The 14,448-nt window shown below is 51.6% G+C and carries 11 protein-coding genes and 2 pseudogenes; 11 read left to right on the forward strand and 2 right to left on the reverse strand.

The window, feature by feature from the left end:
- Positions 1-3 precede the first annotated feature (3 nt).
- The 11 genes and pseudogenes from GUC32_RS11580 (at position 4) to GUC32_RS11630 (ending at position 12,386) form a co-directional block, all read left to right on the forward strand.
- Positions 4-4,245 carry an RHS repeat-associated core domain-containing protein gene (locus GUC32_RS11580; protein WP_369435739.1) on the forward strand — a complete coding sequence of 1,414 codons (4,242 nt, stop codon included), beginning with the start codon at positions 4-6 and terminating at the stop codon, positions 4,243-4,245.
- A 1-nt stretch (position 4,246) separates the two neighbouring features.
- A complete protein-coding gene (locus tag GUC32_RS11585) occupies positions 4,247-4,600 on the forward strand; it encodes a hypothetical protein (RefSeq protein WP_049295562.1) in 354 nt (117 codons plus the stop codon).
- Between the two features lie 398 nt (positions 4,601-4,998).
- Positions 4,999-5,286, forward strand: a complete 288-nt coding sequence (locus tag GUC32_RS11590; protein WP_369435740.1) for an Imm26 family immunity protein — start codon at positions 4,999-5,001, stop codon at positions 5,284-5,286.
- Between the two features lie 489 nt (positions 5,287-5,775).
- Positions 5,776-7,056, forward strand: a pseudogene (locus GUC32_RS11595) (RHS repeat-associated core domain-containing protein); the annotation flags it as partial.
- Positions 7,057-7,082: 26 nt separating this feature from the next.
- Positions 7,083-7,445 carry an SMI1/KNR4 family protein gene (locus GUC32_RS11600; RefSeq protein WP_197826670.1) on the forward strand — a complete coding sequence of 121 codons (363 nt, stop codon included), beginning with the start codon at positions 7,083-7,085 and terminating at the stop codon, positions 7,443-7,445.
- A gap of 328 nt (positions 7,446-7,773) precedes the next feature.
- Positions 7,774-9,012: pseudogene (locus GUC32_RS11605) on the forward strand (RHS repeat domain-containing protein); the annotation flags it as partial.
- A complete protein-coding gene (locus GUC32_RS11610) occupies positions 9,005-9,334 on the forward strand; it encodes a hypothetical protein (RefSeq protein ID WP_369435741.1) in 330 nt (109 codons plus the stop codon). The pseudogene GUC32_RS11605 and the gene GUC32_RS11610, both read left to right, overlap by 8 nt.
- A 200-nt stretch (positions 9,335-9,534) precedes the next feature.
- The gene (locus GUC32_RS11615; RefSeq protein ID WP_145957797.1) at positions 9,535-9,921 is read left to right on the forward strand and encodes a hypothetical protein; all 387 of its coding nucleotides are present in this window, start codon (positions 9,535-9,537) and stop codon (positions 9,919-9,921) included.
- 602 nt (positions 9,922-10,523) lie between these two features.
- Entirely contained in the window at positions 10,524-10,934 is a 411-nt protein-coding gene (locus GUC32_RS11620; RefSeq protein WP_049203994.1) for a hypothetical protein, read from the forward strand.
- Between the two features lie 154 nt (positions 10,935-11,088).
- Positions 11,089-11,844 (forward strand): Appr-1-p processing protein, encoded by a 756-nt coding sequence (locus GUC32_RS11625; RefSeq protein ID WP_164100180.1) that lies wholly within the window; start codon positions 11,089-11,091, stop codon positions 11,842-11,844.
- Between the two features lie 11 nt (positions 11,845-11,855).
- Entirely contained in the window at positions 11,856-12,386 is a 531-nt protein-coding gene (locus GUC32_RS11630) for a hypothetical protein (RefSeq protein WP_025302775.1), read from the forward strand.
- A gap of 48 nt (positions 12,387-12,434) precedes the next feature.
- Here GUC32_RS11630 and GUC32_RS11635 read toward each other — a convergent pair whose 3' ends face one another.
- Positions 12,435-13,331 (reverse strand): PhzF family phenazine biosynthesis protein, encoded by an 897-nt coding sequence (locus GUC32_RS11635; protein ID WP_369435742.1) that lies wholly within the window; start codon positions 13,329-13,331, stop codon positions 12,435-12,437.
- Positions 13,332-13,385: 54 nt separating this feature from the next.
- On the reverse strand, positions 13,386-14,303 hold the full coding sequence (locus GUC32_RS11640; RefSeq protein ID WP_025302777.1) for a DMT family transporter: 918 nt from the start codon (positions 14,301-14,303) through the stop codon (positions 13,386-13,388).
- Positions 14,304-14,448 lie beyond the last annotated feature (145 nt).

Raw genomic sequence — 14,448 nt, forward strand, 5'->3', positions numbered from 1 at the left:
ACGATGACCGAAGCGGCTCGCGTCGGCGATATTATCGGGCATTCCCATGCCCTGGCCGGCATGATTGCCGGCACCCTTGTCGGCGGCCTGATCGCCGCCGCAGGCGCGGTGGCGGCGGGGGCGCTGTTCGTCGCCGGCCTGGCGGCCTCCTGTATCGGCGTCGGCGTGCTGCTTATCGGCGCCAGCCTGGCGGTGGGGTATCTCACCGGGGAGGCGGCCACCGCGGCGCGCGACGGCATTGCCGACGCCGGTGCCGGTAGCCTGACCCCCAAAGGCAATATCGTCACCGGTTCCCCCAACGTTTTCATCAACGGCAAACCCGCCGCGCTCGCCACCAATAGCCAGGTGGCCTGCAGCGACGACGGCCCGAGCATGCAGATGGCGCAGGGCTCCGACAAGGTCAGCATCAACGGCCAGCCCGCCTCGCGCGTGGGGGACAAAACCAACTGCGACGCGCAGGTGATGGAAGGTTCGCCCAACGTGTTTATCGGCGGCGGCACCGTCACCACCTTGCCGATCAAGCCCGAAGTGCCGGATTGGCTGTACAAGGTCTCTGACCTGACGCTGCTGTTCGCCGGCCTGGTGGGCGGCGTGGGCGGCGCCGCCGGCAAGTTGGGGGCGCTCGGCAAACTGCTGGGCAAGCTGCCCGGCATCAACAAACTGGCGCGCATCGCCTGCCGTGCCGGCACCCTGATGACCGCGACCGCCGCGGTTGGCATTATCGCCCGGCCGGTGGATATCGTCAGCGGCCAGAAATTCCTCGACGGCGAAGACGATCTCGATTTCGTGCTGCCATCGCGCCTGCCGGTCGCCTGGCAGCGCTATTGGCGCAGCGGCAACCCCGGCGACAGCGTACTGGGCCGCGGCTGGAATCTGTTCTGGGAGAGCAGCCTGCAGCCGTATCAGGACGGCCTGGTGTGGCGCGCGCCTTCCGGCGACTTCGTCGCTTTCCCTATGGTGCCGCGCGGCCACAAAACTTACTGCGAAGCCGAAAAATGCTGGCTGATGCACAACGATGACGGCAGCTGGCAGCTGTTTGACGTCGGCGAACAGATTTTCCACTACCCGCCGCTGGCGGGCGAGCAGCCGAGCCGGCTCAGCATGATCACCGACGCCATCGGCAACGCCACCTCGCTGTTTTACGACGACGAGGGGCTGCTGAGCGAACTGGTGGACAGCGCCGGGCAGCGCCTGATGTGCCGCTATGCGCAGGGCCGCCTGCGCGAAGTGGCGCTGCAAACCGCCGAAGGCGAACGGACGCTGGCGCGCTACGGTTACGATGAGCAGGGCCAACTGACGACGGTGAGCAACCGCGCCGGTGAGGTGACGCGCCGCTTTGGCTGGCGCGACGGCCTGATGATCAGCCACCAGGACGCCGCCGGGCTGCTGAACGAATACCAATGGCAAGAGATCGACGGCGTGCCGCGCGTGACGGCCTACCGCAACAGCGCCGGAGAATCCCTTGAGTTCGGTTACGACTTCGCCGGCGGGCGCCGCAGCGCGGTGCGCGGCGACGGCAAGCGCGCGGAGTGGCGGCTGGATGACGACGACAACGTGGCGCAGTACACCGATTTCGACCAGCGCCGCTACGGTTTTATCTACCAACGCGGCGAGCTGTGCAGCGTGCTGCTGCCCGGCGGCGCGCAGCGCCAGAGCGAATGGGATCCTTATGGCCGCCTGCTGTCGGAGACCGATCCGCTCGGCCGCGTGACGCGCTATCAATATTCGCGCAACAGCGGCCGGCTGTTCGCCGTCGCGTACCCGGATGGCAGCAGCGAGGCGCAGCACTGGGACACGCTGGGGCGCCCGACGCGTTATGTCGATGCCCTGGGCAATGCCACGCTGTACCGCTATCCGGATGACGAAGAGAGCCTGCCGGCCAGTGTGATCGACGCGCTGGGCGGGGAAGTGAAGCTGGAGTGGGACGCCCGCGGCCAGCTGACGCGCTACACCGACTGTTCCGGCAGCGTCACGGCTTATACCTACGATGCGCTGGGGCAACTGACGGCGCAGACCGATGCCGAAGGCCACCAGACGCGCTACCTATGGGATAACGGCGGGCGCCTGCACACCCTGATCCACCCGGACGGCGGCGAAGAGCGTTTTAACTGGAATGCGCACGGCCAGCTGGCCGAACATCAGGACGCGCTGGGCAGCCTGACCCGCTGGCAGTACAACGCCCTGGGGTTGCCGGTCAGCATCACCGACCGCATCAACCGCACCCGGCGCTATCACTACAGCCCGCAGGGCTGGCTGACGCGGCTGGAGAACGGCAACGGCGGCGACTACCGCTTCAGCTACGATGCGGTGGGCCGCGTGCTGGCCGAAGAACGCCCGGACGACACCCGCCACTATTATCGTTACGGCGCGGCCGGGCTGCTGGAAGAGCACCGTGAGGTCGGCCTGCCGGGCGGCGCGGGCGAGCTGACTCAGCGCGAACAGCGCTTCCGCTTCGACGAGGCCGGGCAGCTGGTCTGGCGCAGTAACGCCAGTGCGGAATGGCATTGCCGTTTCGACGCCATGGGGCGGCTGCGTGAGCTGAACCGCCTGCCGACGGCGAGCGGCGTGGCGTTGGGGATCGAGCCGGACAGCGTGCAGATGCGCTATGACGCCGCCGGGCGGCTGCTCGGCGAGCAGGGCGTGAACGGCGAGCTGCAATACCAGTGGGATGCGCTGGCCAACCTGCAGGCGCTGACGCTGCCGCAGGGCGATCGCCTGCAGTGGTTGTATTACGGCTCCGGCCACGCCAGCGCCATCAAATTCAACCAGCAGGTGGTGAGCGAGTTCACCCGCGATCGCCTGCACCGGGAAACCGGCCGCAGTCAGGGCGCGCTGCAGCAGCAGCGGCGTTACGACGCCATGGGCCGCCGCAGCTGGCAGAGCAGCGCCTTCGGCCACGACAAACTGACCCGGCCGGAAGACGGCGTGCTGTGGCGCGCTTATCGCTACACCGGCCGCGGCGAGCTGGCCGGGGTGAGCGACGCGCTGCGCGGCGAAGTGCACTACGGTTACGACGCCGAGGGCCGCCTGCTGCAACACCGCGAACCCAATCAGGGCAAACCGGGCGCGCGGCTGGTGTACGACCTGGCGGATAACCTGCTGGGCGAGCGCAGCCCGCAGAGCGATATCGACGCGCACCTGCCGCTGGCGCCGATCGCCGACAATCGCCTGACGCACTGGCAAAAACTGTTTTACCGTTACGATGCCTGGGGCAACCTGATCAGCCGGCGCAACGGCCTGTATGAACAGCACTACCGCTACGACGCCGACAATCGGCTGGTGCAGGCGCACGGCCGCGGCCCGCAGGGCGAGTTCGAGGCGCAGTACCATTACGACGCGCTGGGCCGCCGCAGCCGCAAGGCGGTGCGCTACAAGGGCAAAACCGCACAGACGACCCGTTTCCTGTGGCAGGGCTACCGGTTGCTGCAGGAGCAGCGCGACGACGGCAGCCGTCGCAGCTGGAGCTACGATCCGGCCAGCCCGTGGAGCCCACTGGCGGCGCTGGAGCAGGCGGGCGACAGCCGCTCGGCGGATATCTACTGGTATCACACCGATCTGAACAGCGCGCCGCTGGAAGTGACCGACGCGGCGGGCAACCTGTGCTGGTCCGGGCAGTACGACACCTTCGGCAAGCTGCAGGGCCAGACGGTGGCCGGCGCGGCGAAGCGGCAGGGCGCGCAGTATCAGCAGCCGCTGCGCTACGCCGGGCAATATCAGGACGACGAAAGCGGCCTGCACTACAACCTGTTCCGCTACTACGAACCCGAGGTGGGGCGTTTCACCACGCAGGATCCGATAGGGTTGGAAGGTGGGCTGAACCTGTATCAGTATGCGCCGAACCCGCTGATGTGGGTGGATCCGCTGGGGTTATCTCCAGTAAGCCCAAAAACTGTTCTTTTCTCACAAGACAGTATTAATCCTGTCTTCGATGATGGCAGGAATGTTAATGAGTTAATTCATAGATTGAAAAACGATCCGTCATATATCAATCAAGTAGAACCTATTAGAAAAGTAAGAATGCGTGATTTACCAGAAAATGTACAAGAAAGGTTAATTTCCCAAGGTGCACATAAGGATTCTGTCTTTAGTCTTGATAACCGGCGTCTTTATGCAGCTAAAGAGGCTGGTGTAGCCAAAATCCCTTCTAGGTGGGCAACACAGGAAGAATTGTCGAAAATTAATCTTAATAGGCGTTTTTCAACTAAGAATTCAGGTAGGTCAATTAGAACTAGAGGATGTGCTTAAAATGAATGTACAAGCAATAAAAACTAAGTATGGAATCATACTAGGACGAGATGCCTTGATCATTTCTGAACATGAAATCAGTCTTTCTCCTTTTACATTTAAAGTTAAAGCGTTGCTTTCGTTATCGGCATGCGAGCCAGAGGTTTTGAATGAGGCAGATGTGAAAATAGAGTTCTTTTTTAGTGAAATAGAAAGGATGTCTATTTATAAAGTTGATGACTACCCTTATGAGAGGTATTCAGAGTCAAGCTTTGATTTGCTGGAAGAATACAGTTCAGGAAAAAAAAGAGTTGCGTTAAGTACTTATGATCATGTTTTCGATGTTACAGGTAATTTTAAAATATTGTATGAATAACGGGGCGTTTTGAATCGCAGAAAAAGATCGAAGTGGTAGGAGGCATAGTAACAACAGTCGCTGCGCGACGCCTTTGGATTGATAGAACACCACGAAACAGGACTACTTGATGCCTCCATACCATCGAGTAGGTACCTGTACCTATTAGCTGTTAAACCAATAACGGCGTGGGCGGTAGCGTGTTAAAACTACGAAGCCGTTAAGTATGGTCAAGCCCGTGGTTATGAGCAGCATTATATAGAAAAATATAAAACGCGCACTGGTGTTATAGGTGGGGAAATATCTCAGACCAATAGAAGAAATAAATACAATTCAATCGATAATTGCCGTGCAGAACCTCGCGCAGTAGCATTTAAAGATGCTTGTGGAAATAAGAAATGGTTAGGAAGTAAATGTTGATGGGTAAACTCGATTTTTGGGGTTGGGAAAAGAAATCAAGAACAATGCTCAGATTTATTAAACCGGGTGATGTATTCTGCTTTAAGCTGATAGATGAAAATTATGGTTTTGGGCGGATTATATCTAAGATTAGCATTGGTCACTCGGCAGAAATATTTGATGTATTCTCTAAAGAGCCGAAAGTACCGGATGGTCTGTTCTCAAATCCACAAGTGGGATCACACCCAATAATTTTGGATGCATATAGTCTGTTTGATAAAAAATCTCTGGTGAGTGGAGAATTATAGGTCATCAGGAAGGGCAAGTTAAAAAATTAGAAAACACCTATTTTGTGTATGGGGCGTTAGGGAATAGAAAGAAAGTAGATATGTATGGGAATAATGAAAATGTTTCTGATAAAGACTCGGAACGTTATCCGCCATATATGCCTAGTAATGACATGCACGTGCGAAAATTGCTAGATATTTGATTTTAAAATGATGATGTTCTAATGGATTATTCAATTGTGAGCCATCTAAGTTTAAGGGTGGCTCGAATAGGGTGACGGAATATCGGGATGATGTGTCAGCGAAAATAAAATGGGTGGCTTATGATTACGGTCTGAGAATTATATTAAAAAATTTAACGTTAGTTATTCTTAGGAGGCAAGTGAAAAACTATTTTCACATCAGTCCATTCTCAGCTGATTTTCGGTGAGATAAAAAAATAAAGCGTGAAAAGGTAATGTCTGGCTCTTTAAAAATCATATAGAGTCAAATGGTTAAGTTTGTATGGCAGGCCGCCTGCTGCAACACCGCGAACCCAATCAGGGCAAACCGGGCGCGCGGGTGGTGTACGATCTGGCGGATAACCTGCTGGGTGAGCGCAGCCCGCAGAACGACATCGACGCGCACCTGCCGCTGGCGCCGATCGCCGACAACCGCCTGACGCACTGGCAAAAACTGTTTTACCGTTACGACGCCTGGGGCAACCTGATCAGCCGGCGCAACGGTCTGTACGAACAGCACTACTGCTACGACGCCGACAACCGGCTGGTGCAGGCGCACGGCCGCGGCCCGCAGGGCGAGTTCGAGGCGCAGTACCATTACGACGCGCTGGGCCGCCGCAGCCGCAAAACGGTGCACTACAAGGGCAAAACCGAACAGACGACCCATTTCCTGTGGCAGGGTTATCGGTTGCTGCAGGAGCAGCGCGACGACGGCAGCCGCCGCAGCTGGAGCTACGATCCGGCCAGCCCGTGGAGCCCGCTGGCGGCGCTGGAGCAGGCGGGCGACAGCCGCTCGGCGGATATTTACTGGTATCACACCGATTTGAACAGCGCGCCGCTGGAAGTGACCGATGCAGCGGGCAACCTGTGCTGGTCCGGGCAATACGACACCTTCGGCAAGCTGCAGGGCCAGACGGTGGCCGGCGCGGCGAAGCGGCAGGGCGCGCAATACCAGCAGCCGCTGCGCTACGCCGGGCAATACCAGGACGACGAAAGCGGCCTGCACTACAACCTGTTCCGCTACTACGAACCCGAGGTGGGGCGTTTCACCACGCAGGATCCGATAGGGTTGCGCGGTGGGTTGAACCTGTATCAGTATGCGCCGAACCCGCTGATGTGGGTGGATCCGTTGGGGTTGAGTGCGTGCAATTCCCCGAAAGGATATAAAACAGGTGACGTGGATCCTCATGGTAATTTATCACCAGGAACGAATCGTGCTGTAGGGCACACAAATAGCAAAACTGATGGTTTTGTTCAGAGTCACCACCCTATTCAAGATGCATGGGCTAAAAAAAGAGTTGGTGGATATCAAAGGAACTCTGCGCCAGCAACACTCTTGAAATCAGCTTCAGGAAGTCCTCATGCAGGAATTAGCGCTGTTCAGCGGACTAGGCGTGCTCTACCAGGAGGTTGGGATACAACATTAAAACAAGAGTTTAATATTAGTTATAGAGAAATGCTTGATTCTGGCGTTCCTGTTGAACAAGCGAGGAAATCGCTTGGAGATGCATATAAGTACTTTGACGGGTTGAGAGAAAAGAATATCGGCAACCCGTTCTTTGATATCTAGATTTTATTTTCAATGCGGAGGTTTTTGTGAATAAAAATGAGATTTTAAAAGAGCTAGGTAAAATAGAGAGTGATATAGGGTGTAAATTCCCTGTGTTATATAAGAAATTTTTATCGGAAGAAGTAGGTGATTCTGACGCATATGAACTCACAAAGAAAAATGGAGAGGCTCTCTATATATTTAATTATAAAGATCTAGTTGAACGTAATGATACATATGCTATTCAAGACTCGGTACCTGACTTTTTATTGATAGGGCAAGATGGTGATTTGGGTTATTTTATAAACCTAAGTGATGATAGTGATAAGATATATAGCTTAGACCTAGGTGCGCTTGGCAGTTTGGATATGGATGAAGAAGGAAAAGATCTTTACAGTTTACGTATGTAATTATTGTTCATGAAAAGGTCGGTGGATTAATTCATGCCCCGACCTTTACTATGTCTGCGAGGTTTAAATTTTCATGGACTTTTTATTTTCGTTGTAACTGATAAATCCGTAAACTAAAAGTTTTCTGGCTTTCGTTGGAAGCGATAGTTTTTAAATTTAGAAAGAGATCTAATTTATTTACTGTTTTCCTTCGGAGGCAAGTGAATAACTATTTTTACATCAGTCCATTCTCAGCTGATTTTCGGTGAGATAAAAAAATAAAGCGTGAAAAGGTAATGTTTGGCTCTTTAAAAATCGTATATAATCAAATGGTTAGGTTTGTATGGCAGGCCGCTTGCTGCAACACCGCGAACCCAATCAGGGCAAACCGGGCGCGCGGCTGGTGTACGATCTGGCGGATAACCTGCTGGGCGAGCGCAGCCCGCAGAGCGATATCGACGCGCACCTGCCGCTGGCGCCGATCGCCGACAATCGCCTGACGCACTGGCAAAAACTGTTTTACCGTTACGATGCCTGGGGCAACCTGATCAGCCGGCGCAACGGCCTGTATGAACAGCACTACCGCTACGACGCCGACAATCGGCTGGTGCAGGCGCACGGCCGCGGCCCGCAGGGCGAGTTCGAGGCACAGTATCATTACGACGCGCTGGGCCGCCGCAGCCGCAAGGCGGTGCGCTACAAGGGCAAAACCGAACAGACGACCCGTTTCCTGTGGCAGGGCTACCGGTTGCTGCAGGAGCAGCGCGACGACGGCAGCCGCCGCAGCTGGAGCTACGATCCGGCCAGCCCGTGGAGCCCGCTGGCGGCGCTGGAGCAGGCGGGCGACAGCCGCTCGGCGGATATTTACTGGTACCACACCGATCTGAACAGCGCGCCGCTGGAAGTGACCGATGCAGCGGGCAACCTGTGCTGGTCCGGGCAATACGACACCTTCGGCAAGCTGCAGGGCCAGACGGTGGCCGGCGCGGCGAAGCGGCAGGGCGCGCAATACCAGCAGCCGCTGCGCTACGCCGGGCAATACCAGGACGATGAAAGCGGCCTGCACTACAACCTGTTCCGCTACTACGAACCCGAGGTGGGGCGTTTCACCACGCAGGATCCGATAGGGCTGCGCGGCGGGCTGAACCTTTATCAGTATGCGCCGAACCCGCTGATGTGGGTGGATCCGTTGGGGTTGAGTGGTGAAAGTGTCTTTATACATTATACGGATAAAAGCGGTTTTGAGAGTATAATGAAAACAGGAGTTCTCGAGGCTAATGCCAAGGGGAAGGTTTATATAACAGATATACTTATGTCACCTAACGATGTCATGCGGGACATTCTTATTAATGATCCTAAGCATGTAGGAAGAGGTGATTATGCTATTATCTTTAAAGCAGATCCTGTGCAAATGAGTAACATAAAACAGTCATCTGCCCTTGAATACATTCATAATGGAAGGTTGAAGTTAAAAGATGTCCTTTACTCTGGGGGGAATCCTTATTCCATAGTATCTAAAATGAATTATGAAACGAGAAGTAAATTAACCTTTAATCAGATTAAGGCAAGGGGGAGCTGTGGTGGATGAAAATGAAAAGAAAATAATTGTTACTCAGGCTGAAATTAGTGCACTGAAGAAGCTTATAATGTATGTTAAGTTTTCTTGTGATGATGTTGAATCATTAGAGTATGCTGGTAGTTATGCAATCAATAGTTTCTTTGATAAGTTGATTGCTATTGATTATCTTGGAGAGTTTGAGCGAAAATTTTATGACATACAAAACCCGGACAATGAGATTGCAGTAATGAACAAAATTAATAAATGTCAACATGATTCTTTAAATAAAATGAGTGACGAGACTATGAGGGAAGTCTTTAAACAATGTCTTCATCCATTTAAACCAAGATAAAGTATCTTAATAGGAGGGTAATACTCTCTCTTACTAACCACATAGTTCGAAGAGTTTATAAGCCTCCTGTGGCAGCACCGTCGGTTGTCGCAGGAGTGATGTGACAACGGCGACTGTTCGGCGAATATTTTCTGGTGTTACATTGATCGGATTAGTGCGTTATTGGAAGTAAGTGACACGGTGTATAATCTAGGTGGGTAATGATTAATATGTTTGAAAATAATAGATTAATTGACAATCTGGTATTTTTGAATGAATCTAGTAAAAATGAAAGTGTCATTATGAATTTTTATTCTTGGGTCCATATTATTTATGGAGTGATTGTTTTTTATGGAAGAAAAAGTGAAGAGGAAGCAAGTTACATAATTAACAATACGCCTATGTTTACAACACCACCCAAGAATTTCATGGAGGCCTGTATGTTAGGTCATGAGGATGAATATTATTGGGGTATGGTAATGTCACATGGTGATAGATATTTTGAGAAGGGTTTTCCTCGTACAGCACCGAATGATTATTTTGAATGGGAAGATAGTTATATAAAAGATCACAATCTTGAGAGAAACACTCTAGTTTTTAATGATTAAAATAAGTGATGTTGCTAGAGCCGACAATTCTCAGTCGGTTCTGAATGTCTAGAATGAAAAGTATCTAAAAGAGCAGGTTTGATAATTTTGAAATATCTATCCGTACACATTGATAAATCATTTAATATTACGGTGTCTAACATGATTGATTTTAACGCGAGGATTGTGTCGGGTGTTTCCATAGGGAATGTCGTTCTAAATGAAAATATTTCACTATATATTAATGAGATGCACTCCAGATTTAGTGTTAAGATTAAAAACCACTTCCTACCTGACGGGAGTGATCGAAAGTCATATACAGTCGACAATACCTTGACCATCGTAACTGATAAAGACGGTGTCATTTTGTCACTTGGATGTAATGCTCATTATCAAGGGGCTACAATGGAATCATATTTCCCGGAATGAGTGTGATAGATATAATAAAGCTGACGATGTCGCAGAAAATATACAATGGCTCCATCATTATTAATGATGATTTTGGTGTTTCGTTTATCCTCCCATCCCCATATGATGAGATTTCCGATGCGATAAATCATATTCCTAGTGGTCTGATAATAAACGAAATTTTCGTATCTGATTTTTCATTCTGGCGTTAGCTTATGGAATATATGAGTGAGTTTAGTGAACATTTAATTAAATTTGGGGTGAGTGATATAGTTGTCACTGGCTACATAGATTCGGATACACCACCGATTTTTCACCCGATGTATGACAGGATTTACTTTATATCTGGTGAGGTTGTTTTTGAGGTTTACATCGGTAATGATGGGGTTGTTAATTCACATTTGGTTGAAAACATCGCTCCGTGGTTTGAGGTAGATGTGGATGATCAATTTTCTATGATGTCAATTTATTCCCAGTCATTTAAAACTGAGCAGGAGGTTATCATAGTTGGAGTAAATTATAGTGACGATCCGTCCTCAGGGGTTTTCTTAAAATATAAGGCAGGTGACGATGAGCGGCTATTATCTTTAGAATCAAATAATTTTTTCGGTTTTCTCATTTCATAGTTCAAAGGATTTCGAGATTATTGAATGCTAGTAGTTAATTGAAGCTTTGAGTTTTTTGATAGTGGCATTGAAAATTAGAGGGTTATTGTAAGTAACATGGTGATTGATTGTTAGAAATAGCTTATTCCATCTGTCGTAGGAGGAGGAAAGAACTGTGGAGTCCGATAAGAATTATTATAAAGGTAAATGTGAACTCATTTCTGGCGAAGGGAGGATCTATACTGAGTTTAATGGCGATGTTGCAACAAGACAAATAACTATAATAAATGATTTGTATTATTCATCCTCATCTTTGGAAGATTGGCACGAAGATATAGGTTTTTTACTTTATGATGGTAAGAAAAGTGAGCTTGATCTTTCTGAGTCAAAGTTGATAACTAGTCTTGAATTTGAAAGTGAATGGGATAAGACAATCACCCCTGATGTTTTGAATGATTATGTCAGTTTTAGTTATGGTGATGAATCTATTCCTTTGTCAAAATCTAAAATGATCATTCATATTGTGAATAATAAGGGTAAGTGGGGAAAAGGCTTTGTTGTTCCTCTATCAAAACGCTATCCAGCAGTAAAGGAAGGATATTTAAAGTGGTTCTCTGAAAAAAAGGATTTTTTTCTCAGGAATGTACAATTCATCTGTGTGAACGGAAACGAGCGGATATATATTGCAAATATGCTGGCTCAGGATGGACTAAAGAAAAGTAAAGATGATAATGCTCAGTATGTTTCATATGAAGCACTGAAAGAATGCCTGAGTCTGGTTTCTGATTATGCATTAAAAGAAAGGCTTAGTATACAATTGCCTATGATTGGTGCAGGATTGGGAGGTGGTGATTGGGATGCTATTTTTTCTCTAATTAAAGAGTGCTTGGCAAGAAAGAGAATAAAATGTAACATCGTTAAATTAGGTTGAGTGAGAGTGACATGAAATTCTATACTTTCAGTAGCTTTACATTTGGCGATAACTTGATTTATTTTCTCGATCCGAAATTAAGATTGTCCAGCTTTTTTATTTGGAATGAAGGTGATGGTAAGTTCCTATCCTACTCACTGCCAAAAGGGAAAGTGCCAAGCGCTTTGAGTAGCGACATTTTTAATTTGCATGACTATTTTCCTGCCAGTCTCGGAATTCCAATTTTTTCAAAAAGAGCTAAGGCTGTATTTGAACGCAAGGTTTCGTCTGAAATGTTATTCTATGAATGTGCGGTAGAAAACGTAACTGAAACGATGCTTCTGTGTAAAGTGAATAATTATTTTTCAATTATTGATGAGGAAGTCTCGACGTTCAGAGAGCTTGGGGATGGAAGCAAGCTCATTGATGTGCCTGCTTACAAGTGTGACAGGGAGTTCTTTATTGCTAGGGATAGCATCTATTGTGAAAGGATAATTGTCTCTCAGCAGTTTGTTGACCTATGTAATGAAGAACAGCTAAACATAGGCTTTGAGAGTTGCTAATTGACGTTCCCAAAAGATGCTCACCATCCTCTTATTCCTCCCCCAAAACTAAATACCCAATGTCCCGTTAATCAGAGTGCGGCAGTGCCCGCCGATCCAGGGTTCGCCGTCAATAAAGCGTACGCTCACGCGGCCATCTCGATTCAGTTGGGTGCCCTGGCGCACCTGGTAGCCCTGTGCGGTCTGGCCGCCGTCGGGAAAGCGGTTGGCCTTCAATAAGCGCGCCAGGCAGGCGTTGGCGCTGCCGGTCACCGGATCTTCAATCAAGGCGCCGCATTCCACCATAAACGCGCGCATTTCGTAATCGGCCGGTTCGGTTGCGGAGCAGGGGCCATAGATCACCACGCCATCTACATCACACGCCGTTTGCAGCCGTTTAATCGTGGCCTGATCCGGCGTCACCGCCAGGCAGGATGGTGCGTCCGGCAGGCGCACCATCAGCCAGCGAATGCCCATCTCGGCAATCACCGGCAGGGGGCCTCCTTCAATCATCGCGGGCCGTAAAGCGGCCATCAGCCGTTCTGTTTCCTCAGCGTCCATTGGGCGGAACTCAACTTCGGGCGCGGCGAACGCCAAGGTGCCTTCCGGCTGGATATTGACCGCCACCAGGCCGACGCCGCATTCCTGCATCACCGTTCCAGGCCGTTTAGGTGTCAATCCGGCTTCCAGCAGGGCGTGGGCGGTGCCCAGCGTCGGGTGGCCGGCGAAGGGCAGCTCTTTTTCGGTGGTGAAAATGCGCACCTTATAATCCGCCGCCGGGTGCGTCGGTTTAAGCACAAAGGTGGTTTCCGAAAGGTTGGTCCAGCGGGCCAGTGCCAGCATCTGCGCGCTGCTCAGCCCCTCGGCCTCCAGCACCACCGCCACGGGGTTGCCCTGCAGCGGCGTACGGGTAAACACGTCCACCTGTTTGTAGGCGCGGGGTGTCACATCATCACTTCTGAGCATTTGCCATCATCCATTATCAACAAAACCTGATGATAACGATATTCGCCAATGGCTTCAAAGGGTTGAGTTTTGTTTTGAGATATCCGCCCGCCGCCATTTCAGCGTCGGCTTGGCGAACATCACCAGGTTGCCCAGCAGGATCAGGCACAGGCCCAGCACGGCGTTGAAGTGCCACTGATAGCCTTCGTAGATCGTTGAGATGGTCAGCGCCACCAGCGGGAACAACAGGGTGCTGTAGGCCGCCGCGCCGGCGCCGATGCGGCCGAGCAGGCTGAAGTAAGCGGCGAAGGCGATCACCGATCCGAAGATCGCCAGGTACAGCAGGGAGCCGATATAGCGGCTGCTGTATTCCATCTGGAACGACGCGCCCTGCGCCCAGGCGATCAGCGCCATCAACAGCGCGCCGTAGGTCATGGCGTAGGTATTGGTGGAAAAGATATCCAGCCCGCGGCGCTGATGGCGCGTGCTGATCATGTTGCCCAGCGAGAAGCCGTAGGTGCCGAGCGCGCTCAGGCCGATGCCTTTAAGCAGCTCCGGCGCCATGCGGGTGGCGGCCAGATCTTGCCAGAACAGCGCCACGATGCCGGTCAAACCCAGCAGCGCCGCCGGCAGCAGGTTGGGGCTGGGGCGCTGGCGGAAAAACAGCAGGCTGTTGAGGGCGTTGAACAGCACCGCCATCGAGAAGATCACCGATTCCAGCCCGCTGCTGATGTAGGCGGCCGCGTGGTAGAAGCAGAAGAAGTTGAAGCCGAATACGCAGCAGCCCTGCAGCACGCAGAACAGATGATCGCGCGGGGCGAGGCGGCGCAGGCGGCGCGTTAGCAACAGCACGGCGAACATCACCGCGGCGGCAATGGCGAAGCGGTAAGCGATTGAGACGGGAATGGCCACCGGGCCTTCCTGTTGCAGGGTGATCGCAATCCAGGTGGTGCCCCAAATCAGCACCACGGCGAGGTACAACAGCGCATTCATTCTATTTGTTACTCCGAAAAAACCGATGGCGCAGTATCCGCTTTGGCGCGCGGCGGCGCTTGCAGCGCTTTGCGCTCAGTTGCATATTCTTGCGCTTTTTTTGCCAAAAGCGCGGGGCGGCGGCTGGTATGAGGCGGCGCCACTC

It is taken from the genome of Serratia sp. NGAS9, assembly GCF_009905295.1.
In the GTDB taxonomy this organism is placed as follows: Bacteria; Pseudomonadota; Gammaproteobacteria; order Enterobacterales; family Enterobacteriaceae; genus Serratia; species Serratia bockelmannii.